23 protein-coding genes and 1 tRNA gene are annotated in these 23,191 nt (G+C 42.2%); 11 read left to right on the top strand and 13 right to left on the bottom strand.

Going from position 1 to position 23,191, the window contains the following annotated elements:
- Nucleotides 1–18 precede the first annotated feature (18 nt).
- The gene (locus tag SOI84_RS04455; protein ID WP_320675201.1) at nt 19–639 is read right to left on the bottom strand and encodes a thioredoxin family protein; all 621 of its coding nucleotides are present in this window, start codon (nt 637–639) and stop codon (nt 19–21) included.
- 277 nt (nt 640–916) lie between these two features.
- On the opposite strand from SOI84_RS04455, the gene fabI reads away from it, so the two are divergent.
- From fabI to SOI84_RS04470, 3 genes are read left to right on the top strand one after another with little or no spacing between them, the layout of a single operon-like run.
- Entirely contained in the window at nt 917–1,699 is a 783-nt protein-coding gene (fabI, locus tag SOI84_RS04460) for an enoyl-ACP reductase FabI (RefSeq protein ID WP_320675202.1), read from the top strand.
- A 34-nt stretch (nt 1,700–1,733) separates the two neighbouring features.
- Nucleotides 1,734–2,354 (top strand): imidazoleglycerol-phosphate dehydratase HisB, encoded by a 621-nt coding sequence (hisB, locus tag SOI84_RS04465; protein ID WP_414153617.1) that lies wholly within the window; start codon nt 1,734–1,736, stop codon nt 2,352–2,354.
- Nucleotides 2,355–2,374: 20 nt separating this feature from the next.
- Nucleotides 2,375–3,865 carry a carotenoid oxygenase family protein gene (locus tag SOI84_RS04470; protein WP_320675203.1) on the top strand — a complete coding sequence of 497 codons (1,491 nt, stop codon included), beginning with the start codon at nt 2,375–2,377 and terminating at the stop codon, nt 3,863–3,865.
- Nucleotides 3,866–3,991: 126 nt separating this feature from the next.
- On the opposite strand, the gene rdgB is transcribed toward SOI84_RS04470, so the two are convergent.
- Together rdgB and SOI84_RS04480 are read right to left on the bottom strand one after the other, a co-directional pair.
- On the bottom strand, nt 3,992–4,591 hold the full coding sequence (gene rdgB / locus SOI84_RS04475) for an RdgB/HAM1 family non-canonical purine NTP pyrophosphatase (protein WP_320675204.1): 600 nt from the start codon (nt 4,589–4,591) through the stop codon (nt 3,992–3,994).
- A complete protein-coding gene (locus tag SOI84_RS04480) occupies nt 4,588–6,051 on the bottom strand; it encodes a phosphoglucomutase/phosphomannomutase family protein (RefSeq protein ID WP_320675205.1) in 1,464 nt (487 codons plus the stop codon). Before SOI84_RS04480 ends, rdgB begins: the two co-directional genes overlap by 4 nt.
- Before the next feature lie 54 nt (nt 6,052–6,105).
- Here SOI84_RS04480 and SOI84_RS04485 point away from each other — a divergent pair, with 54 nt between their 5' ends.
- Complete coding sequence (locus tag SOI84_RS04485) at nt 6,106–7,590, top strand: TM0106 family RecB-like putative nuclease (protein ID WP_320675206.1); 1,485 nt, start codon at nt 6,106–6,108, stop codon at nt 7,588–7,590.
- Nucleotides 7,591–7,596: 6 nt separating this feature from the next.
- Here SOI84_RS04485 and SOI84_RS04490 read toward each other — a convergent pair whose 3' ends face one another.
- Both SOI84_RS04490 and pyrE read right to left on the bottom strand, forming a co-directional pair.
- Nucleotides 7,597–8,448 carry a glycine cleavage T-protein gene (locus SOI84_RS04490; RefSeq protein WP_320675207.1) on the bottom strand — a complete coding sequence of 284 codons (852 nt, stop codon included), beginning with the start codon at nt 8,446–8,448 and terminating at the stop codon, nt 7,597–7,599.
- Nucleotides 8,445–9,029 carry an orotate phosphoribosyltransferase gene (gene pyrE, locus SOI84_RS04495; protein ID WP_320675208.1) on the bottom strand — a complete coding sequence of 195 codons (585 nt, stop codon included), beginning with the start codon at nt 9,027–9,029 and terminating at the stop codon, nt 8,445–8,447. The genes SOI84_RS04490 and pyrE overlap by 4 nt, the downstream gene beginning before the upstream one ends.
- A gap of 114 nt (nt 9,030–9,143) precedes the next feature.
- On the opposite strand from pyrE, the gene SOI84_RS04500 reads away from it, so the two are divergent.
- The 4 genes from SOI84_RS04500 (at nt 9,144) to SOI84_RS04515 (ending at nt 12,338) form a co-directional block, all read left to right on the top strand.
- Nucleotides 9,144–9,216, top strand: a tRNA-Ile gene (locus tag SOI84_RS04500).
- 13 nt (nt 9,217–9,229) lie between these two features.
- Complete coding sequence (locus SOI84_RS04505; RefSeq protein ID WP_320675210.1) at nt 9,230–10,516, top strand: hemolysin family protein; 1,287 nt, start codon at nt 9,230–9,232, stop codon at nt 10,514–10,516.
- 47 nt (nt 10,517–10,563) lie between these two features.
- Nucleotides 10,564–11,556 carry a Gfo/Idh/MocA family oxidoreductase gene (locus tag SOI84_RS04510; protein WP_320675211.1) on the top strand — a complete coding sequence of 331 codons (993 nt, stop codon included), beginning with the start codon at nt 10,564–10,566 and terminating at the stop codon, nt 11,554–11,556.
- A 56-nt stretch (nt 11,557–11,612) separates the two neighbouring features.
- Complete coding sequence (locus SOI84_RS04515; protein ID WP_320675212.1) at nt 11,613–12,338, top strand: WecB/TagA/CpsF family glycosyltransferase; 726 nt, start codon at nt 11,613–11,615, stop codon at nt 12,336–12,338.
- A 23-nt stretch (nt 12,339–12,361) separates the two neighbouring features.
- Here the strand turns inward: SOI84_RS04515 and SOI84_RS04520 are convergent, their stop codons facing one another.
- Nucleotides 12,362–12,505 carry a photosystem II reaction center protein K gene (locus SOI84_RS04520; protein WP_320675358.1) on the bottom strand — a complete coding sequence of 48 codons (144 nt, stop codon included), beginning with the start codon at nt 12,503–12,505 and terminating at the stop codon, nt 12,362–12,364.
- Between the two features lie 31 nt (nt 12,506–12,536).
- Entirely contained in the window at nt 12,537–13,655 is a 1,119-nt protein-coding gene (tgt, locus tag SOI84_RS04525; RefSeq protein WP_320675213.1) for a tRNA guanosine(34) transglycosylase Tgt, read from the bottom strand.
- A 104-nt stretch (nt 13,656–13,759) separates the two neighbouring features.
- Here tgt and SOI84_RS04530 point away from each other — a divergent pair, with 104 nt between their 5' ends.
- Nucleotides 13,760–14,527 carry an adenosylcobinamide-GDP ribazoletransferase gene (locus SOI84_RS04530; RefSeq protein WP_320675214.1) on the top strand — a complete coding sequence of 256 codons (768 nt, stop codon included), beginning with the start codon at nt 13,760–13,762 and terminating at the stop codon, nt 14,525–14,527.
- Here SOI84_RS04530 and SOI84_RS04535 read toward each other — a convergent pair.
- A complete protein-coding gene (locus SOI84_RS04535; RefSeq protein ID WP_320675215.1) occupies nt 14,508–15,623 on the bottom strand; it encodes a HAMP domain-containing sensor histidine kinase in 1,116 nt (371 codons plus the stop codon). The genes SOI84_RS04530 and SOI84_RS04535 overlap by 20 nt on opposite strands.
- 340 nt (nt 15,624–15,963) lie before the next feature.
- Between SOI84_RS04535 and SOI84_RS04540 the strand changes: the two genes are divergently transcribed.
- Nucleotides 15,964–16,332 carry a DUF3155 domain-containing protein gene (locus SOI84_RS04540; RefSeq protein ID WP_320675216.1) on the top strand — a complete coding sequence of 123 codons (369 nt, stop codon included), beginning with the start codon at nt 15,964–15,966 and terminating at the stop codon, nt 16,330–16,332.
- On the opposite strand, the gene SOI84_RS04545 is transcribed toward SOI84_RS04540, so the two are convergent.
- A complete protein-coding gene (locus tag SOI84_RS04545; RefSeq protein WP_320675217.1) occupies nt 16,329–16,985 on the bottom strand; it encodes an alpha/beta hydrolase in 657 nt (218 codons plus the stop codon). The two genes, SOI84_RS04540 and SOI84_RS04545, sit on opposite strands and share 4 nt — an antisense overlap.
- Nucleotides 16,986–17,013: 28 nt before the next feature.
- Here SOI84_RS04545 and purH point away from each other — a divergent pair, with 28 nt between their 5' ends.
- On the top strand, nt 17,014–18,576 hold the full coding sequence (gene purH / locus SOI84_RS04550) for a bifunctional phosphoribosylaminoimidazolecarboxamide formyltransferase/IMP cyclohydrolase (protein WP_320675218.1): 1,563 nt from the start codon (nt 17,014–17,016) through the stop codon (nt 18,574–18,576).
- 113 nt (nt 18,577–18,689) lie between these two features.
- On the opposite strand, the gene SOI84_RS04555 is transcribed toward purH, so the two are convergent.
- The 4 genes from SOI84_RS04555 to sfsA form a co-directional block, all read right to left on the bottom strand.
- A complete protein-coding gene (locus SOI84_RS04555) occupies nt 18,690–19,277 on the bottom strand; it encodes a DoxX family protein (RefSeq protein ID WP_320675219.1) in 588 nt (195 codons plus the stop codon).
- 157 nt (nt 19,278–19,434) lie between these two features.
- On the bottom strand, nt 19,435–20,640 hold the full coding sequence (locus tag SOI84_RS04560; RefSeq protein WP_320675220.1) for a 4-hydroxy-3-methylbut-2-enyl diphosphate reductase: 1,206 nt from the start codon (nt 20,638–20,640) through the stop codon (nt 19,435–19,437).
- Nucleotides 20,641–20,737: 97 nt separating this feature from the next.
- Nucleotides 20,738–22,201 carry an ammonium transporter gene (locus SOI84_RS04565; protein ID WP_320675221.1) on the bottom strand — a complete coding sequence of 488 codons (1,464 nt, stop codon included), beginning with the start codon at nt 22,199–22,201 and terminating at the stop codon, nt 20,738–20,740.
- 168 nt (nt 22,202–22,369) lie between these two features.
- Complete coding sequence (sfsA, locus tag SOI84_RS04570) at nt 22,370–23,128, bottom strand: DNA/RNA nuclease SfsA (RefSeq protein ID WP_320675222.1); 759 nt, start codon at nt 23,126–23,128, stop codon at nt 22,370–22,372.
- Nucleotides 23,129–23,191: the final 63 nt, after the last annotated feature.

Below are 23,191 nucleotides of genomic sequence, written 5' to 3' on the forward strand. Positions count from 1 at the left end.
TCCTTCAACAAAACCATTTCACGAAAACCAATTAGGTTCATTGCCTGCGTGCCACTTGATATTGCAACCAATAGAGGGCTTCTGGTCCTCAAAAACCTTTTCCCCATGGAGAACAGCTTCTAACGCATCTCTTAGGTCTTTTCCTGTCACTGGCTTACCATTATCTGGCCTACTCTCATCAAGTTGCCCTCTATATTCAAGAACATGCGGTCCATTAGTTAAAGGTTTGAAAAGAAAAAAGTCTGGAGTGCATGCTGCCTGTAAACCCTTCACTAGAAGCTGCTCTTGATCAAATAAATAGGGAAACTTCCAACCATTCACCTCAGCTTGAATCGACAAATAATAGGGCCCATCTTGAGGGTGGGTGGAAATACTATTTGCCGACAAAGCAATAATCTCTACCTTACTTGCGTAATCCTGCTGGATAGCACTCACTTGAGCCTCAATATGCTTAACAAAAGGGCAATGAGCACAAAGAACCATTAGGAGTAATGGTTTAGAGGTCAACTCAGAACTTTTAAGTTGCTGAAGACCTTTACTAAAAGGGTCTTTTTGTAAAAGGGGGTCCTTCACCAAAGGAAGGGCAAACTCTGGCAAAACAGAGCCTAAGGGAAGCATCTTTGAAGCAGTCAAAGACATTTTTAGAATTGAGGCCTTATAGAGATTCTATTTTGAAGGCTCAAAGCAAACTTGATTTCCCTACATTAAATTTCAATGGGTTCACCTCATCTATAAAAAAGCTAATCAGAACATGTTTTTATCCAATCGGCTTTAGACAAAAGGCTGGAAATTTATTATGGTCTTTGATGATTAAAAAAAGGATTAACAAAGTTGTTCATGATTAACCACAACATGAAAGCTGAAAAGCAATCATTAATGAGAGAATCCTTTAAAACCTCACCTTTAAATTAAAAAGATGCTTCTAGATTTAAGCGGGAAAAAGATTCTAGTCACTGGCATAGCCAACAATCGATCCATCGCATGGGGCATTGCTCAGCAATTGCATGCAGCAGGGGCAGAGATTGGTGTCACTTATTTACCAGATGACAAAGGTCGGTTCGAATCAAAAGTACGTGAACTAACTAAACCCCTTGAGCCAAGTCTATTCCTGCCTTTAAATGTACAAGATGATTCTCAGACCAAAAATGTTTTCAATCAAATTTCCAATCAATGGGGGCAACTGGATGGATTAGTTCATTGTCTAGCTTTTGCAGGGAAAGAAGATCTCATTGGAGACTTCAGCGCAACAAGTCCCCAAGGCTTTTCCAGAGCACTTGAAATAAGCGCATACTCCCTTGCGCCCTTATGTAACTATGCAAAACCGCTCCTAAGCGAAGGGGCAGGGATCGTAACTTTGACTTACCTAGGCGCAGAAAGAGCTATCCCTAACTACAACGTAATGGGTGTTGCGAAAGCAGCCCTAGAAGCATCAGTGCGATATCTGTCAGCAGAACTTGGCCCAGAAAAACAAATTCGAGTTAATGCCATCAGCGCCGGTCCAATTAGAACTTTGGCCAGTTCAGCTATTGGTGGGATCCTAGATATGATCCACAACGTTGAAGAAAAAGCTCCTTTAAGAAGAACAGTTACGCAAACTGAAGTAGGAAATACGGCTGCATTCCTGCTTAGTGATCTTGCAAGCGGAATCTCAGGGCAAACTATTTACGTAGATGCTGGTTACTGCATTAATGGGATGTGAGCTAAATAGTTGTGAATTTAACGAAATCCCTCCAATGACAAACCACAGAAAAGGTGATGTACACCGTGTTACATCTGAAACCAACGTCAATGTTCAATTAAACCTTGATGGAGAAGGTAAATCCCAGATCTCCACTGGCATTGCCTTTCTCGATCACATGTTGCATCAGTTATCAAGTCATGGCCTTTTCGATTTAATCGTTGAAGCAACTGGTGATACACATATTGATGACCATCACACTAATGAAGATGTTGGGATTGCCATAGGCCAGGCTCTATCCAAAGCTTTAGGAGACAGGCGGGGCATACAAAGATTTGGGCATTTCACAGCACCACTAGATGAAGCTCTAGTAATGGTTTCACTAGATTGCTCTGGGAGGCCTCATCTAACCTATGAGCTTGATATTCCTTCTCAACGGATTGGAAGTTATGATACTGAATTAGTAAAAGAATTCTTTGTAGCACTAGCCAATAATAGTGGCCTAACCCTTCATATACGTCAGTTCTCTGGAGTGAATTCTCATCACATAGTTGAAGCATGCTTCAAAGCATTTGCTCGCTCACTTCGAATGGCAATAGAACTAGACCCTAGGAGGTTGGGAATTGTGCCAAGTAGCAAAGGAGTGCTAGAACAGGCCGGCCAAAAAAACAATTAGGCAAACCACCAGTCCAATTAATGCAAACAAAATTAGAACATTCCCAACAGGACTCTTCAGAAAGTTTCGCTCGTGAAGACTGGGCAAGTGCTTATCAAAATGTTGAAAAAGAATTAACTGAAGAGATTCTCCAGGTCGAAGAAGGCTCTTTACCTGAAGAGCTTTGTGGAACTCTTTATCGAAATGGGCCTGGACAGATGGAACGTGGTGGGGAATGGATCCATCATCCATTTGATGGCGACGGAATGATCTCCTCCATAAATTTCAGGAATGGGGTTGCAACTCTTACAAATCGCTTTGTTAGAACTGAAGCTTGGGGAGAGGAAGTCTCAGCAGACAAATTTCTTTATCGAGGAGTCTTTGGGACCCAAAAACCAGGAGGTTTTTTTGCGAATGCTTTTGATCTCCGCCTCAAAAATATTGCAAATACAAATGTAATTCTGCTAGGAGATCAACTCCTAGCATTATGGGAAGCAGCTGGACCTTATGCTCTTGACCCTAAAACTCTAAAGACAAAAGGTTTATCTACTTTAGGTGGAGTTCTTAAAGAAAATGAAGCGTTTAGTGCACACCCAAAGATAGACCCAGGACACCATTATAATCAAAAACGATTAGTAACCTTTGGCGTCAAAACTGGTCCCAAAAGCAAAATAAGGTTAATGGAATTTGCCAATGAAAGTGAGCAATCTTTCCACCTAATTGATGACCGAATTGATAACTTTGATGGTTTTGCATTTCTACATGACTTTGCAATTACACCTAACTGGGCAATTTTCTTACAAAATTCAATTTCCATCAATCCAATTCCATTCCTCTTTGGGTTAAAAAGTGCTGCTCAATGCCTATCTTCGATACCGAATGGGCAAAGTAGATTTTTATTTATCCCAAGGGACTCTGGCTTATTTAAAGGCCAGACACCAAGAATTTTCAATGCTCCTTCTGGCTTTGTCTTTCATCATCTAAATGCATGGGAGGATGAAAGTAAAGTTGCAATTGAAAGCATCTATTATGATGATTTTCCTTCTATTGGACCAGGAGAGGATTTCCGTGAAATCAATTTCGACCTATTACCTGAAGGGCGTTTAAAAAGATGCGAAGTTGATTTAGCAAGCGGCAGGATAAGGACAAGCCTACTAAGCAAGCAATGCTGTGAATTTGCCATGGTAAATCCTAACTTTTTAGGTAAAAAAGCTCGCTTCGCCTGGATGGCAACATCTGAGTGTGAAGAGGGGAATGGCCCATTACAAAGTATCAAGAAATTAGATCTTATTGATGGCAGTTCTTCCAAATGGAGTGCGGCTCCCAGAGGATTTGTAGGAGAACCAATAATGCTATCAAAAACAGATTCTAATAATGAAGATGAAGGCTGGATAATGGTAATGGTTTGGAATGGGGCAAGAAAGGCTACAGACCTTGTTATACTTAAATCTATAAATCTAAATCTGCAAGCAATAATAAACCTGCCTTTAGCCATCCCTCACGGACTGCATGGATGTTGGGTAAATTCATGATTGCAGAGAATTTCGAAAAAGGTAAGCTAACTTGTTTCACAATAAATTGAGAGTCAGTTAAGAATCCACTTTGGGATTAGATCTTTTATTTCTATAATTCAAATCAACCTTTAAGAGGATAAATAGTCAATCAGACAATAGTTTTATGAGCATTGGTTTAAGAATTTTGAACGCCTTACCGCGATGCCCAAACTGTGCCTTCTGTTGCTTGGGCATTTCCGCAAATGTCAAACCTAATTCTTTTATCTCAAAAACAGGGTCATAACCAAAACCATTTTCACCTCTCGGGGCAAGTGCGATGAGCCCTGAAGCAACACCTTCTACTTCTAACAAGACATCACCTTCTTCGGAAGCCAAACAAATTGCTGCGCTGAAAAACGCACTCCTATCACCTTTACCCCTTAATTCATTTAAAAGACGGCCAATCCTTTCAGAATCCGTGGTGCCGTAACGAGCCGAAAATACACCAGGTGCTCCATTTAAAGCCGTGACGGAAAGTCCCGAATCATCAGCAATTGCCCAGTGACCTGTTTCCTTAGCCACTGCGATTGCCTTAATCCTGGCATTTTCAGCAAAGGTCTTTCCAGATTCTTCAACCTCAAAGCCCTTTGGTTTTAAATGAAGACTTACAGGTAAGTCACTAAAAAGAGCTTGAAACTCGGAGATCTTGCCTTTGTTGCCCGAAGCTACAAAAAGCCTTCTAGAGGTTTGACCAATTTCCTTCATGCTGCCTGAGCAAATTCTTTAGCCCATTCCAATGTCTCAAAAAGCTTCTCATGACTAGGTGCCTCGCAATAAATCCTCAACAACGGTTCTGTTCCCGAAAAACGCATCATCAACCAATATCCTTGTCCTAGTCGAAACTTCACACCATCTAAACAACTAACTTCTATTACATCTTGACTAGCAACTTTTAACGGAGGTTCCTCTTTCAATAATGCCTCTAATCGATTTCTATTTTCCATACTGGCCAATCTCAAATCAATCCTGTCATATACACATTCCCCGCCAAAACGTCTTTTCAAAGAATCCAAATAATCCCCCAGAGACCGACCGCCTTCTACAAGCGCCTCTATAAGAACTAAGGCTGTAAATAATGCATCTCTTTCAGGCAAATGCCCTCCAAAACCCACACCCCCAGACTCCTCTCCTCCCAACAGAACTTGATCGGATAGCATTTCAGCAGCTATATATTTAAACCCAACTGGAAGTTCAACTACCTTCCGTCCAATTGATTTGGCGACAAGTGTAATTACATCTGATCCACTGACTGTCTTAATCACTGAGCCAGGCAAGTTCTTTGTTCTTCCAAGGTGATCTACTAACAAAGGAATTAATAATTGAGTGCTGCAGAAATTCCCTTTCTCATCAACTGCTGCAATTCTATCTCCATCGCCATCAAAAGCTAAGCCAATTGTTTTTTGGCCAGAAGCATTAGCGGCTTTAACACGCGAAATTAATTCACTTAAGTAGGTTTGAAGTGGCTCAGGTGAGTTACCTCCAAAAAGAGTATCGCGTTGAGAACGAATCTCTTGAATAAGGTTTGATCCCTCTTCCCCAAAAACTTCAGAAATACAGCCAGCAGCAACGCCATGCATTGGGTCAATTATTAGCTTTAAGCCCAATTGATTGAGTCCTTCAACCATACCTGAAATATCAAACTTACTGCGCAATCCCTCAAGATGCTCTTTTCGACCATCAAACCTCTTGGTAATGCCCTCAAGAGGAATAATCTTCCCACCAGCTAATAGCCTTTTTTCCACTGCTTTAGTGAAATCTGACTCTACAGAACCACCAAAAGGTCCCTTAATTTTCATCCCAAGCCATTCAGGGGGGTTATGACTTGCTGTAATAACAAGGGCCCCCAATGCTTTACGTTGAACTACAGCCCAACTACAAGCCGGGGTAGTCAACGGTGTTGAAGCGAGGAGAGGCTCCAAACCTGAACCCCTAATCGCAGCAGCCGAAGCCTCAGCAAGCTCGGGAGCAAGAAATCTACGGTCAAAACCTATCAAGATCTTTCGACTTTTTAAACCGGAAGGAGCTCTATAGGCAAGCTCTTGTGCAGATGCAGCCGCTACTGCCAAAAGCCTTTCAATAGTGATATCAACTCCTAATACCCCCCTCCAACCATCAGTGCCAAACTCTATTGGCGAAGAAGATAGCGGCAATGATGCATAAGCCATGACGTCTCTAGTGTGAAAGCAAGTCTTTTTTGGAAGGAGGTTTAGGGTCAACGCATGGGTTACACCCCTTCTCAACCAAAAGTACTAACAGACCGCCTACTTTGCAGTTGGGTGAGATGCCGACGAAAAGCATGGCTAGATCGCCATGGAGATGCAACAAAACGTGTTTGGACTCCGCACCGAAGCTTGCAACTTGACCAACAGCATGATCATTTCAAAGCTTTATTGATCAAGAAGCCCGAACGAGGCCTTAGGGCATTAAGAGAAGGAGCGGAAGGGATAATTGGACTAAGAATCAAGACTTTGGATAAAGAAAGCAATTCATTAGAAGTACACCCTGCCTTACTCCAAAAAACAAAAGGAGAATCCCGTTGGGGTCATTTTGCTTACAGACCCGTAATCTCGAAACAGGGCCGAAGACTAACGAGAGAACATCGGCTTTCATTAGCCATGACAGCTCAACTCCTTGAACCTTTCCAAGAATCAGCTGTAACTCATGGACTTGCTTTAGGCAGTTCTAATCAGGGCCTCGAAATAGAGAAAGTTCCTTTCAGCAAATCTTTACTGCACCAATTAAATGAAATTATTTGTAAGCTTTCAAAAGAACTTGAAGAGCAAACTCCGCCTCCTCTAACAAGTGATAGAAAAAAATGTACTCTATGTTCTTGGAGAGACACATGTAGCGCACAAGCTGCCAAAGAGGGATACTTAAGTGAAGTAAGCGGGATAGGGAAGGCCCGAAGCAAAATTTTAAAAGAGCTTGGTATAGGAAGCCTAGAAGCTCTAGCGAATGCAGACCCAAAATCTTTAGTTAGTCAATTAAATTCTTTTAATAAGCAACATGGAGAAGTCGGCGAAGAGCTTATCAAACAAGCAAAAGTTCAATACAGGGCAAATCCAGAAAGATTAAAAAATTCTCTATCAATCCCAGAATTAATTAGTGCCAAGGGAGTATTAATATATGACATCGAATCTGATCCAGATCGAAAAGAGGATTTCTTACATGGTTTCCTTAGAATAATGAAAAATAATAATGGGTCTTGGGATATAGATAAAGCACAGTACCATCCCCTTCTAATTGCAAACCTAGATGATAAATCATCTTCCTTTTGCTGGGAGCGAATCCAAAAGAAACTAACTAAATACCCAAAGCTTCCGATTCTTCACTATGGAGAGACAGAGCAGGTTTCCTTAACCCGGATAGCCCAAAAAAATGGTTTATCTAAGAAACAAATAAGAGACCTCCAAAAGAGAATGATCGATGTACATAAAAGACTTAAAGCTTATTGGCGATTGCCTATAAATAGCTATGGGTTAAAAACTGTTGCTGGATGGCTTGGTTTTCATTGGAGAAACGAGCGAGCTGAAGGAGCAAGAGTCCTTCTTTGGTGGCGGCAATTCCGAAAAATTAAATCAAGCAGTTGGAGAGCTCAAAAGATATTATATAAAATTTTTGAATACAATCATGATGACAACCTTGCGACCTGGGAAATCGTTAAATGGCTAGTAATGCAGGACAAGACTGAGAAGATTTCCTAAAAGTAATTAAACGGTTCTTAATGAAGTAAACCCCTTAGGAAGTGACAAGGACACTTCTCTAGTGTCGCCAAAGAGCGCAAGCTTTGAATGAGATAAGGCCATTCGTTTGACTAAAGCCAACCCAATAGTCTTTTTCTCGGAGACAATCTTTACCGAAGAAGTAATTACCCCGGCCCGTGCTTCTGAAGAGTTTTCTGGATTTACTGAGGGTATGGAAAGGGTTTCACCAATAGCAATATCCTCAAAAGACTCCCAATATCTTAGTTGCTGCCTTATTGCGCAGTTATTTATTATTTTCGATATTGCTTCCTGCCCTAAGTAACATCCTTTATCAAGACTCACCCAATCAGCCAAGCCTAACTCGAACGGATTAAACTCACCATTTATTTCCATTGAACCCCTAGGAAATCCCTGTTGAATCAAAGAGATTTCAACCAAATCCTTCCTGGTAAAGCAAGAATTTGGTGGGAAACTCTCTAGACTTTCCTTTGGGTCAAGCCAAACGATATCTGAAAAAAATTCTGTTTTCTCTGATATCTTCTGAAGTCTTCTCTTTGTCGAAAAGGAAGCGATTTCCAATTGGTCAGCAGGGAAAATAACCTTGGAGAGGCCATCAAATACTGACTCACTATCGCCAGCAAGAACAAGCAATCCAACTCCATCATCTTCTATAGAGATTTCGAATAGGGCCTTTACTCTTCCAAACGTATTAAGCCAACAAGTCCTTAAAAATTGATCATGAGAAAGATTTTTTACATCAGAAGTAGTTTGACCATGCAAAAAAGCCTTACTCCCAGGCCCCTTCAAAACAAGGAAGGGGAAGGTTTCATCCCAAAATAGATTTAAAGAAGAATTCATGGGGCTATTTCCTTTGCTTTCTTAGCAACATCTTTCAACAAAAAAAGACTTACAAGCTCTAATCCAGACTGATTCATTACATCATTACCACCTTCTTCTCTATCGACAATTGTGACAACACGTTCGACTTTGTATCCCTCCTCTCGCAATTGTTTTACAGCCTTTAATGACGAGCCACCTGTTGTGACAACATCCTCCAAAACGGTAATTTTGCTTCCTTTTTCTGGCAAAGGGCCCTCTAACCAATCGGCCGTTCCATGCCCTTTAGCTTCTTTTCGAACAATCAATGCATTAAGAGAACGATTGTTTTGTGCCGCCGCCATAGCAACCCCGCTGACCAGGGGATCAGCTCCTAAGGTCAAGCCTGCGACAGCAACGGAATCAAGTTCAACCTCAGAAAGAATGGAAAGACTTAATAAACAAAGGCCTCTTCCGCTAAGACTTACTGGCTTGCAGTTCACATAGTGTTGACTCTTCCTCCCCGAAGAAAGTGTGAAATCGCCAAAACGATATGCATCCTTTGCTAGCAAGCTAAGCAACTCCTCACGACAGGACTGAGTAAACACGGAAGAACCACTCATAAGGACTGGTACATTGTTGATGGTTGAACTAGTTTGCTTTCTAGAGCATTCTCTAATTACCTATTGTGACCTTCACATCATCATCTGAAGGGTGAACCATTAATTGATTTCTCCGGGGGTCTAGCAATCTGGTGAATGCACTGAACTCATAATTCAGCTAAGGCGAGTTCGATCCTCGCGACCCCCATTCAACCTCTGAGATGATTGTTCTAATACTAATTATTTTAATTGCACTTCCAGCTTTCTTTGGTGCTGGAGAAGTTTCTTTATTGAGGCTAAGGCCAAGTCGAGTACAAGGTCTAATTGAAGAAAAGAAGCCAGGCGCATTGTCGATTCACCGACTACAACGTCGTCTGAGAAGAGCATTAATGGTCTGGCAGCTTGGAGGCACCCTTTCTCTAATAGCCATTGGATGGCTAGGGAATGGATTGTCTCAGGCGTGGTGGCCTTCCATCAATTTTCCTAATCGCATATTCGATATTTTGCTATTTGTTGGCTTAGTCCTTATCTCAACACTACTGGCGGGAATACTACCGAAAGCATTAGTACTGAATCGCCCCGAATCTGCAGCACTGCGTTTAGCTCCTCTCCTAGAAGCAGTTATGCGGGCACTTGGACCATTGCTTGCGCTTCTAGAAGCAATTGCCTCACTACTTCTTCGACTATTGGGGCTAACAGCGAAATGGGATGCTTTGGTACCTGCTCTATCTGCTGGAGAACTAGAAACTCTCATAGAGACTGGTGGAGTCACAGGTTTAAGACCTGATGAGCGAAACATCTTGGAAGGTGTTTTTGCTTTGCATGACACACAAGTCAGAGAAGTAATGGTTCCACGTTCAGGCATGGTGACACTTCCAGTAACAGTTAGTTTTTCAGAATTAATGAAAAATGTTCATCAGACTAAACATGCTCGTTTTGTTGTCATTGGAGAATCACTAGATGATGTGCGGGGTGTAATTGATCTAAGACAACTTGCAGAACCAATCTCCAGAGGAGAAATGCAGGCCGATTCACCATTAGAAAAATTCCTACAGCCTGCAGCACGAGTCCTAGAAACCTGCACTTTGGCCGAATTATTGCCAACAATGAAAAATGGTAAACCATTTCTCATTGTTGTAGACGAACATGGGGGGACAGAAGGACTTGTTACAGCAGCTGATCTCACAGGTGAAATCGTAGGCGAAGAACTTGACTCAACTCACGAAATTCAGGCGAATCTTCAGCAAGAAGAAGGGCAACCAAATAAATGGTTATTAGCCGGTGACCTTGAGATTATTGAACTAAACAGGCAACTTAATTTGGAATTGCCAGAAGCAAATGATCATCACACTCTTGCTGGATTTCTCCTTGAGAAGCTTCAGCACATACCATCAGTAGGTGAATCTCTTAGCCATGCAAATTTAAAGTTTGAAATTACTTCGATGAAAGGTCCTCGTATTGAACAAGTCAGACTTATTCTGCAAAGCATCGATCCAGCTAAAAATTAATTGCAAAAACTTCTTCCGGCCTCAATGACCTTTCTCTGCACTAACTAATGGTTCCTGTAAAGGTAGGAGTGATTGGCATTGGGAACATGGGTTGGCACCATGTGAGGGTCTTGAGCTTGCTCAAAGATGCCGAGCTTGTTGGTGTCGCCGATCCAGACTCAGCGCGAGGCCATTTAGCTACAGAGCAATTTGGTTGTAAGTGGTTCAAAGACTTCAAAGACTTGCTTGAAGAAGTAGAAGCAGTTTGCGTAGCAGTCCCAACACTGCTTCACCATCAAGTAGGAATGGCCTGCTTGGAATCTGGGAAACATGTCCTTATTGAAAAACCAATAGCTGCTAGTCAAGACGAGGCAGCAGCACTTATAACAGCATCTAATAAAGCAAAAAGACTTTTACAAGTTGGCCACATTGAAAGATTCAACCCTGCATTTCGTGAATTAGTCAAAGTAGTTGCGAAGGAGGAAGTTGTCGTTCTAGAAGCCCGCCGTCATAGTCCCCATGCAGAAAGGGCCAATGATGTTTCTGTAGTACTTGATCTAATGATCCATGATCTTGATTTGGTCCTTGAAGTCGCTAACGCCCCAGTCGTTCGCTTAGCAGCTGTAGGAGGTAGAAGCTCAACCGGACCACTGGATTATGTGAATGCCACACTTGGATTCAGTAATGGGGTAGTAGCAAGTCTTACTGCAAGCAAAATGAGTCACAGAAAAATCAGAAATTTGAGTGCTCATTGTCGAAGCAGCTTAGTAGAGACAGATTTTCTGAATCACACTCTGCACATTCATCGTCGAGCGCATGAATCATATTCAGCCGATCATGGTGAGCTTGTTTATCGAAATGACGGATTTGTTGAAGAAGTAAGCACAACCTCAATAGAACCTCTTTATGCAGAGTTAGAACATTTCCTCATGTGTGTAAGAGGCAAAGAGATACCCGCCGTAGATGGTGCTCAAGCTTCTCGAGCATTAAGACTGGCAGATCTAATAGAACAAGCAGTTGAGAATCCAGGGAAAGGGGTATCTTTAGCAGAATCAATTTAAAAATATGCATACTTCTCAATCCAATCCCTCATACAAACTCTAAATAAAAAGAAAGCATGGCCTTTGAAGGCGCTAACAATTGCAGAAGATGTAGCGTTCTGGGCCTTCCTGTTGATGTTTGTATAGATGTTCTTAGTGAATCAATTCTTCTCCATAGCAAAGGAGGGGGACAGATAGTCACAATTAATGCCGAGATGATTATCTCAGCAAAAAGTGACAGTGAATTTCGCAACGCAATCAAGTCATCAGAGCTGATAATCCCTGATGGAGCTGGCGTTGCTTGGGCACTACGCCGACAAGGTCACAAAGTTCCTCCCACCTCAGGGATCGAACTAGCAAGATCTTTACTTTGTTATGCGGAACAAAATCAATGGAAAGTTGCTTTAGTTGGTTCTGAGCCCGAGATCATGAGCAAACTGCTCAAAAATCTCCTGGAAGAAATGCCCAAACTGAAAATATCTCTCGCAATTCACGGATATCAAACCAGTACAAACTGGATAAAAGTAGAACAAGAACTTAAACAATCCGAATCCGACTTGATCCTTATTGCACTTGGCACTCCAACACAAGAAATCTGGTCAAGCAGAGTAAGGCAAGGCCTTCCAGGACTTTGGGTTGGTGTTGGAGGCAGCTTTGACGTATGGGCAGGAGCAAAAAAAAGAGCCCCTAAATGGATGGTGAAGAGCCAAGGCGAATGGCTCTACAGGCTCATAAAGGAACCTAGGCGCTGGAAAAGAATGCTTTCCCTACCAGCGTTTGTGCTCAGGGTCTTAAGTCAGTAACAATACAAAAGTACTGATGCTGTCTACTTAAACCCAACAGCTGCCTGCCAAACAAAAACAAGTAGGAAGAAGCCTATGGGGATGAGTGGTAACACGTCTACGGTTGGTGCAAACGCCTGATAAGCCTCAGGCAGTTGGGCCAACAAATCGATTGTCAAGACGGCCATTCCTAAAGAGATAGTTGACTTTTGAACGACCTTACCACGTGTGGCTAGCACTGGAGTGCTTATTCCACGGAGCGAAATCCTCTGCAAAACATCCAGATCTAATAGCCTTGCCCATTGCATTGGTAAATCTAAGAAGGTGAGACAGGTTGTGAATGCTTAAAAGTGTTAATCCAAGAATCTCATCACTTCGAATCAAGTGATGCAAATAAGCCCTGGTGTGATTAGTACAAGCTAAGCAACTACAACTTTCATCTAAAGGTCTGTGATCATTTCGGAAACGTGCATTTCGCAAATTCCATCTCTCTCCTCTGACTAAAGCCGTCCCATGCCTTCCAAGACGAGTCGGCAAAACACAATCAAAAAGATCGACACCATTTGCAACAGCAATTGCGATTTCCCTCAAGCTTCCAATCCCCATGAGATACCTAGGTCGATCCACAGGTAAAAGAGGTGTCAAATACCTAACAATGCTATGAATCTGCTCAACAGGTTCACCAACACTGACTCCACCAATAGCGATACCTGGCAGATCAAAGCTAGAAATGTAATTTGCGCTTTGCTCTCTCAAAGTCTTAAAGCATCCTCCTTGCACAATCCCAAACAAAGCCTGACCTGAATTATCAAGCACTTTTGAACATCTATCCAGCCAATGATGCGTTCGTCGACAGGCCTCTTCGACATCCGTCTCTGAAGCCGGAAATGGAGGGCACTGGTCAAAAGCCATAACAACATCCGCCCCAAGAGAAACCTGAATTTCCATTGCTCTTTCTGGAGTTAACTCAATTTCCGAACCATCACGAGGGCTCCGAAAAATCACTCCTCTATCGTCAACCCTATTTAGCTTGGAAAGACTAAAGACCTGAAAGCCACCTGAATCGGTAAGGACTGGACCATCCCAACCCATAAATTTGTGAATCCCCCCAGCTCCTGCAATCACATCCTCCCCTGGTTGAAGATGCAAATGAAAAGTATTTGCTAAAACCATTTCCGCCCCAGTTTCAGCCAATTGAGACGAGCTAACCCCTTTTACAGTGGCAGCAGTGCCTACGGGCATAAATCTTGGCGTATTGACAACTCCATGAGGGGTGTAAAAGCAACCAACTCGTGCTCTGGTATGAATACATTGAGATTGGACTTGAAATTCAAACACTATTGAAATAGCTGGTTTAATTCAAAATCTGCCACCAACCATTCGAAGATCCCGAGGCTCCAACTTTAGTCTAAGCAGACTCATCACTACATTCTTTCAAAATTATGCAAACTTGGCTAAGTGATCTTGTAGGAGCCTGGATCTTTTATTCAATCCTTCCAGCCCCGAAAGGCCTAAAGCCAAGCTTCAAAAGCATTGCCCGTTTTGCACCATTAATAGGAATAATTTTAGGAAGCATACAATCTGCCTTATGGATATTTTCGAATTATTTTGGATGGTCATACATTTCCTCCTCGTTGATAGTTATTGCCTTTGGAGCATTTTTAACAGGAGGCATACACATAGATGGTCTCATGGATACTTTTGATGGGTTAGGTGCTGGCCCCAAACGCTGTAAAGAAGCAATGAAGGACAGCCGAATAGGCGCAAGCGGAATACAAGCTTTGTTAATCATTATTCTCATGCAAATCGCTTCGCTAATTAGTCTGGGAGAAATGGCTATTTTCGCTTTACCGATTAGTTCATTCTTTGGTCGCTGTGCTCCTATATGGGCCATCCAATCTTTTCCTTATTTGCAACCAAATGGCACATCATTTTTTCACAGAGAAAACCGAAATGGCATAAAAGATTTCATACCTGCCATATCAATTCTAATTTGCATCTTGATGTCTATGATATTTTTTTCTATCGGACTTCCGCTTCAAATATATCTTCTCAGCTCCATTTTCTTTGGAATAGTCTTAAGTTTTGCAATACCAGAATATCTAGGAAGAAGATTAGGTGGACATTCTGGCGATTCCTATGGAGCATCATTAGTCATTGTGGAAACATTAATTCTGACAATTATGGGATTCACTCTAAAAATAGTTTAATTACAAAAGCATTTCCCTCAGCAGGAAGATCTGCGTGAAATAACTGAGGTGGAATTATCAATTCCAAACTACCCTCCATATTTTGAGCCATCTCCCTCGCTAAAGAAAGCCCAAGTCCACTACCTGCTGATTTCTTACTAGCTTTTCCTCTAAATCCTTTTTCGAATATCTTTTTCCTCTCTTCTTTTGGAATCTCACTCCCCTGATCCCAAACAACTAATCCATTATCAAAAATCATTAGTCCTAGGTCACATCCTAAAGGGCTATACCTAAAAGCATTTTCTAGAAGATTTGCAATTATTTCAGCCAGAGCCTCATTCCCAGGGGGGCAAGGACGTTCTGTCCATCTTGGCCAATCAGAAGGGCCATGCCATCTACGACCTTGAAGATTAGCAGTGGCAGATGCGCGATCGACAAGAGGAACTAACAATGAGCGGAAAGTTGCTGTAACAGTTTCTGAGAGTATTGGAGGCAACAACAAATGTGCTTGATCCCCATGAGCTATTGCAGCCTCCTGAAAGCCTATTAAATCCAATCCAGAAATGTACTGATCCAACTGGGCCTGCTCAGTAAGCAAACCTTGTACCAAATTGAGATTTCGGTTTTCTGGTCCTAATCTTCTTAGCAATAATTCAGCATATGTTCGTAGTGCTGACAAAGGGTTTCGCAACTGATGCACTATCAAGCTTATTTGTTGTCGTTGCTGGCTTAGCTCCTGAATAAGCTTGTTCCTTTCCACCTCAAGGCTCAAACAATGAGCCAATACCATTGCCGTAGATTGAAGATTCTCATCCAAGGAGTCAGGCCATAAGGGAGAAGAATGAAGGCTTTCAGCCCTTAAAACGCCAAGCAGTATCTGCCCTTCCTGCAAGGGATACCATCTCCTATGAGGAGATGGTTCACGCAAGTCCGGGTCCTCACCAACGGGTGACAAAACATTGCCTTTTAGAGGCCATTCCCCAATTGCCTCAAGGCTTGGAGAATGCCCAGGAGTAGCTTGTGCAACATATACGACAAGATGCGACAACTGCTCCTCAGCTTGAAATGAGCTGAGTTGCTTTTGCACCAAATTCAGGAACCGATCAGAAAGCTCCATAGAAATTATTTAGGCCTTAACGCCGATAGAAATCAAATTGGCCAGAAAAGTTGAAAAATCAGAAAAAAGTATTAAGATGTTCATATCGGCCAGTGAAATCCTTGCTCGTAAGGTTCGTGCAAAGCGTCCTCGCGGCATAACTTGCACAAAAAGTGCTATCAAAGCTACAGCAGAGGAAGATTAATCCTTTGCCTTAAAGCAGGTCCTTGATCAACCAACTAGTTGGTGGCATCTTAAGGCGTTGCATTGCATGCAACAACCATCAGACCGGCAAGCCTTAAGAAACTCCTTCACTAGAAACATCAAACATCTCTTTCCCCCAAACAGGAGGGCAAATTAAATGTCTAAAAAACGGAAGCGGATTAGCCGAAGAAGACTTGCTGGCCAAAGGGTCTTAGCTCATGTTCCTACATACCATCTTGAAACAGGAGAACATAAGCCTGTCACAGCTGCAAGACGTTATATAGCTGAAGCAGGTCTTAAATCACCAGCATTAATTAATGTTCGTCGAAACGAACACACAACAGATAGATATTTCTGGGGTGAAAAAGGTCTATTCAGTGCTCAATATGCTGAAGAAAATCATTTCCTTTTCCCAGCTTTAAGGAACATTGTTGATTCAGTAGGTGAAGCAAACATGTTCGAAGGATTAGAGCTCACAGCTGATGATTGGGAAGAGATTGAAGAATACGAATATGCTTTTGTTTAACCGAGACGACCTACAAACAAACTCTTAATTACTTCCTGAATTTGAGGGGTGATTTCATCCGGGATCCCATGCCCACCATCAAAAAGAAAAGCCTTGTTAGCAATTTGATTTGCAACTAGTGAAGCAATTAATAGCTCTGCCGCAGAGGGTGGAACTACATCGTCAGATTTGCCATGAAAAACAACCACAGGGGGCATAGTTGTTTTAGCTGACCAACCTGGGTGAGGGTAACCACTACAAGAAATTATTCCAGCAAGAGGCAAATTACTACCAGTTGCAATTGCCATTGCACCTCCTTGAGAGAACCCAAGTAAAATCGTTTCAGAAAGCGAGATCTCGATGGTCTCTAGATCCAACAAACGCCTCGAAAGTTCCTCGACAGCCTCAGGGACAGCATCCCAATCTGGAGGGAAGAGTCCATACCACTGACGTCCATATCCGCTTGAATGATTGTGGGGTGCTCTTAGAGCTATCAATTCAACAGGGAAGGGTATTCCTTCCAAAAGGCTCTTTCCCAAGGGGATTAGATCATCAACATCTGCGCCCCAACCATGTAAGAGGACCAATCGACGAGTCGCTCCATCAGGACTATTACAAAAAAGATCTGCGATCACAGCAAAATATTTGGAGGTTTGAAAGTTAGGTTGGGCCAACAAACCTTGAAGACCCCTATCGAATCGAATGTCCCCAACAGCATTATTGAGCGTATCTAACAAAAGAGGTTTAGTGCATTTAGCAAAAAGCCTTCACGAAGTTCATGGATTCGAACTTTTATCTAGCGGTGGTACTGCAAACGCACTAGAAGAAGCAGGCTTAAATGTCCAAAGAGTTTCCGAATATACAGGTGCACCAGAAATTCTCGAAGGCAGGGTAAAAACCTTACACCCTAGGATCCATGGAGGAATTCTTGCTAAAAGGGGCGAGCCATCACATGAATCAGATATAAAGCAGCAGGAAATCTCTCTAATAGATTTAGTAGTGGTGAATCTTTATCCATTTACCGAAACAATCGCAAATCCAGAATCTGACTTTTTAGATGGAATTGAAAATATTGACATCGGGGGGCCAGCAATGATTCGGGCAGCTGCAAAAAACCATTTACATGTATCAGTTCTTACAAGCCCAAATCAATACGAAGAATTTCTTGCAGGGCTTAAACAAAACAATGGAGATATCACAACAGAGATTCGCTTAAAACTTGCTCTTGAAGCTTTTGAACACACTGCCTCATATGACGTTGCGATAAGCAATTGGCTGAAAGAAAAATTTCAGGGGGAACCCTCAACATGGCTGGAAGCAAGGCCTTTGAAACAAAAACTTCGCTATGGAGAAAACCCTCATCAAAAGGCTTCTTGGTATAGCGAAAAGCTTTCTGGTTGGGGCGCAGTTAAGCAACTCCAAGGCAAAGAACTAAGTACAAATAATCTTCTAGATCTTGATGCAGCTCTTTCTACAGTTCGCGAGTTTGGATATGGAGATAGTTCCCTTTCTCAAGTTCTGCAACCAGCTGCCGTAATTATCAAACATACCAATCCATGCGGTGTTGGTATTGGCAATGATCTTTTTGAAGCTTTTGGCAAAGCACTAAGTGCGGACTCAGTAAGTGCATTTGGAGGAATAGTTGCACTTAATACTGAAGTTGATGAATCAACGGCAAAAGACCTTACTAAACTATTTCTTGAATGCGTTGTCGCACCAAAATTCTCACAAAAAGCTATCGAAATCCTTTCCAGTAAAAGTAACTTGCGTCTATTAGAGCTTAACCAAAAAGCAATCATATCGTCAGACAATCAACAGATAAGAAGCATCCTAGGAGGTGCATTAATTCAAGAGTTAGATAATAAGGTAAGTGATCCATCTTTATGGAAGACTGTAACCGATAGGAAACCAACAGAAAAACAAAAAGATGACCTATGGTTTGCCTGGAATGTTGTTAAACATGTTCGTTCAAACGCAATCTTAATTGCAAAAGCAGGAAAAACTCTTGGGATAGGCGCAGGGCAAATGAATAGAGTTGGCTCTGCAAAAATAGCCATTGAAGCTGCTGGGGAAGAAGCAAAGGGAGCTGTACTTGCAAGCGATGGTTTTTTTCCTTTTAACGATACGGTGCATCTCGCAGCACAACATGGAATCGAAGCAATAGTGCAACCTGGAGGGAGCATTAGAGATAAGGAATCTATAAGTGCTTGCAATCAATTTGGGATTTCAATGCTTACAACTGGGACCAGGCATTTCCTTCATTAAAAGCAACTAACGAGACAAAATAAGCAAATTTAGTATCAATAAATTTATGCTAAATTTTTACAGCTTTTAAGCCTAGGAGAGCTAAATTTAGTTAATCAATCTGCAACAAGTACTCATCTAGTCGCCCCTTTCTTTTGAGGATAATAAGTGATTTTATTAGTCTTCCTTGCAGCAGAAAGCCTTCCAGGACCTGCACATAAAAAATAGAAAAATATAGCCGCATAAACAGCAGATAATTCAAAAGCATAGTTATGCCCCTCAACAACGGCCAACGGGAAGCCTTCTAAACCTGTATCAAGTAAATGAAAAGGAATTGCAAATAGCATGGTCGAGAGCAGCCCAAGCGCAGACAATCTTGCAAAAAAGCCTATTGCCAGGCCTATTGGGCAAACCAACTGGGTGGCTGCTGCGGCAAAGGTCCAAATAATTGGATCGCCAGGGAGGAAGCCAAAATATTTGCCAACAACAAACTCAGAAAAGCCTTGAGGATCCTGAAACTTTTCGAGTCCATGATGCACCATCATCACACTAACTAGAACTCTCAACACAAAAATTGCCAGCTCTCCCGTGATATTTACAGCATTATCCGAAGAGGTGTTATCAACTACAACCTCAACCCTTTGAGGAGCAGAAGCTGCGTTGAGCTTGGGGGAAATCTCGACATTTGGCTCTTGGGGCTTAGGAGACTCGGCGTCAGACATCTTCATTAGATATTTCAAAGACATACTAGAGAAGCAAATTCAATTTCAGGCACGAAAAATATTGAAAGTTTCTATCCATTTCCAATTATCTTGACAGGAGGAGGGGCTTCCCCGCAGACCATTTTAAACGCTAAATAATATTTTCTGTCTTTATTTGCTAGCCAAAGCTCTTCTCGCTCAGAGAAATTATTTTTTGAATTACATGCTCTACAACTCGATCAGGAGTTGAAGCTCCTGAAGTGATGCCAACGTTTATGTCTCCTTCCGGGAGAAAGTTCTGTTCACAAACCATTTCCTTCCCAAGGGGTTTATGAGTAATGCTATTTTCATCAGCAATCCTCTCAGGTGTATCTATATGAAACGATCTAATTCCACGACTAATTGCAATCTCCTGCAAGTGAGTTGTATTAGATGAATTAAATCCTCCTATAACTACTAAAAGGTCTAATTTCTCATCAACCAAAGAAAACATCGCATCTTGTCTTTCTTCAGTAGCATCACAAATGGTATTAAATGCTAGAAAATGGTTACTCAAAGAAGAAGGTCCATACTTAGACAACATTGTTCTCTCGAATAAACGCCCTATCTCCTCAGTCTCGCTTTTCAACATTGTAGTCTGATTCGCCACTCCTAAACGCTGAAGATCCCTATCTGGATCAAACCCTGGAGAACAAGCCTTAGCAAATCGCTGCATAAACATTTCGCGATCTCCTCTACCAAGAATATATTCCGCAACATATTCAGCTTCATCAAGATCTAGAACAACAAGATAAGTTCCTGCAAAAGAACTAGTTGCCAAGGTTTCCTCATGCTTAAACTTGCCATGAATAATGGAAGTAAAAGTATGTTTCTTATGCTTTTCTACGGTATGCCAAACCTTAGAGACCCAAGGACAAGTAGTGTCAATAATATGACAACCACGCTCATGCAGTAGTTGCATTTCCTGCACTGTTGCACCAAATGCAGGAAGTATTACAACATCTCCGTCACTGACTTCTGAAAAATCCTTCACCCCGCCCTCTGCAGAAATAAAACGAACATTCATCCCCCTTAAGTGATCATTTACTGAAGGGTTATGAATAATTTCATTAGTAATCCAAATACGCTCATTGGGATAATGCCGTCTAGTTTCATAAGCCATCGCGACAGCTCTTTCCACTCCCCAACAGAAGCCAAAGGCCTCAGCCAGTTTCACTTGCAATCTTCCATGCTTCAAGGAATATCCGTTGTCCCGAATTGAAGTTATCAAGCTACTCTGATAGGCCTTCTCTAGTTCTTGTGCTCTTTTAGCTGGTGACCCGAACCCTCGTCTGTTATATCTCTCGGAATGGTGCAAAGAACGCTTAAAAGCTTGAGTATCCATTTCGATTTCATCAATAGGGTTTCCATATTAATTCTATTCTCTTCATTTCATCAAAAAAGCCTGGCGTAAAGCCAGGCTTTTTTGATGAAATGAAGGTTCAGTTACCTGAAGAAGCAAAGTCCGGATATGCCTCCATTCCATGCTCACCTATATCGAGGCCCGCGATCTCTTCTTCTTCGTTGACACGAATACCACCAAAGAAGCTTCCGATCACCTTCCAAGCAACCCAACAAGTGACCACTGTCCAGAGTGCATATGCAACACACCCAACAAACTGAATCCAAAGTTGACCTATGCCTCCACCTGTAAGCAGACCCAAACCAACACCAGAACCTTGGATGTCATAGCCCCATAGACCTATAACTAATGTTCCCCAGATTCCACAGACTCCGTGAACAGAGAAAGCTCCAACGGGATCATCAATACCAAATGAATCCAATGCAGAAACCGAGAAAACAACGATAACTCCACCAATTAATCCAGCTAACCAAGCACCTGCCATAGTTAAGTTTGCACAGCCAGCAGTAATGCTTACCAAGCCTGCAAGGATTCCATTGATGATCATTGTCAAATCTGGCTTACCAGAAGTAAGGGTTGAAACAATGGTTGCACCAATTGCTCCTCCAGCAGCAGCAAGAGTAGTTGTCACTGCTACATAAGGAACCCACTGATCCATTGCCAACTGTGATCCTGGGTTGAACCCATACCAGCCGATCCAGAGAACAAGGGCTCCCAGCGTGGCAATCGCCATGTTGTGCCCAGGCATGGCCTGTGCTTTCCCATTAACAAACTTACCTATACGTGGCCCTAAAAGCATTGCACCAACTAAACCTGCCCAAGCCCCTACTGAGTGAACAATGGATGATCCAGCAAAATCAATAAAACCTGCCTCACTGAGCCAACCACCATTCCATTGCCAACTACCCGAAATCGGATAGATAAAAGCAGTTAGAACTAATGAAAAAACAACAAACTCACCAAACTTGACTCGTTCGGCAACCAATCCAGAAACAATGGTTGCTGCTGTTCCTGCAAAAGCAGCTTGGAAAAGAAAGTCAACTGTTGGGACTAGGCCTGCTTCTCCAATCAACTCAGGGGTTACTGAAGGATCAAAAAACAAACCACTAAAATAAAGCCAACCTGCTGCTACAGGGTCTCCATACATGATTGAGTAGCCCACGAACCAATAAGCCGTTACGGCAAGAGCAAAAACAAAAAGGTTTTTGGCCAAAATGTTCACTGCATTTTTTTGCCGACACATTCCTGCTTCAACCATTGCGAATCCCGCATTCATAAAGATGACAAGGATGGTTGCAACTAATAACCAGAGGTTGTTCGCTAGAAATGCTGCATTCAACTCAGGCAAATCAGAAGCATGTGCCGAGAGATTGAAAAGACCTAAACCAAGAAAAGCTAGTGGAACACAAGCCAGCCACATCAGAGAACGGTGGGAGCTAACCCCCCGGATACTTCTCAAAAGGAGCATTGGCCCCTCCAGAAGGCTTGCCTCCTGGAGACGCGCGTTGCGTCGCCTAGTGGGCGAATGCAGAGCTGTCGTCATCGGAAATTGAACGCTATAAATAGTTTTGAACTTAATAAATTTAATTAAGTTCAAGGGGTACGGCTACAAATATGATCACAAGTCAAGACTAGGCAAGTATTGATTTATACCGAATTTAATCTTTTCTTACCAAAAGCAACACAAAGAATACCTAAGAAAAAATATCTTTCAAGCGGTTTGTTTTTTTAGATATGGACGTTTACCTTCCCAAGTGATCTGATCACGAGAAAAACCAAAGCAGCAAGGTATCACTTCTACACCTGCTGCTAAAGCAATTCGAAAAAGCTTTCCATATTCTGGATCGGCTAAATCTCCTGGAGCAAAAGACTCAACATCCATCCTGCTTAAGCAGGGAAGCAAAACAGCTCGTGAGTCTGGCAAGACATCAACAAGCTCTCTTAAATGCTTTTGGCCTCTTTCTGTAACCGTGTCAGGGAAGAGAGCAACTAAAGATTCAGTCCATGTCGTGTTTTTAACCTCTACATAAATCTGCCGAATATCCTTGGCAGATTCAAAAGGTTTTAGAAGCAAATCAATACGGCTCCTCTTCTCCTTGCCATATGGAACTTCTTTTTGGATTTGAGAAATGGGACCTAATTCTTGTTCTAACAATCCAGCTTCTATGGCAAAGCGAACCAGCGAATTAGACAAGTGAGTATTAACTCCAACCCAACACTTTGATCCATTGCTTGAAGAAACTTCTGCTTGCTCCCAAGTCCAAGCAAGCTTTCGAGTAGGAGAAGGGACATGCCTTAGCCTGACTCTCCCACCATTGCAAAGGATTCCTTTCATTGGACCAGTATTAGGGCAATGAGCTGTAACAACATCACCATTCGTTAATTCCACATCAGCAAGGAAACGCTTATATCGCCTAAGCAAAATCCCCTCTTCAAGGGGCGGGAAAGTAATAAGGGTCTTGCCAATCATTAGGACTTAAAAAATATTGAGATCATGTCCTTCCTTAATGAAATCTGGCAAAAGTAAATTAAA

It is taken from the genome of Prochlorococcus sp. MIT 1341 (genome assembly GCF_034092415.1).
In the GTDB taxonomy this organism is placed as follows: domain Bacteria; phylum Cyanobacteriota; class Cyanobacteriia; order PCC-6307; family Cyanobiaceae; genus AG-363-P08.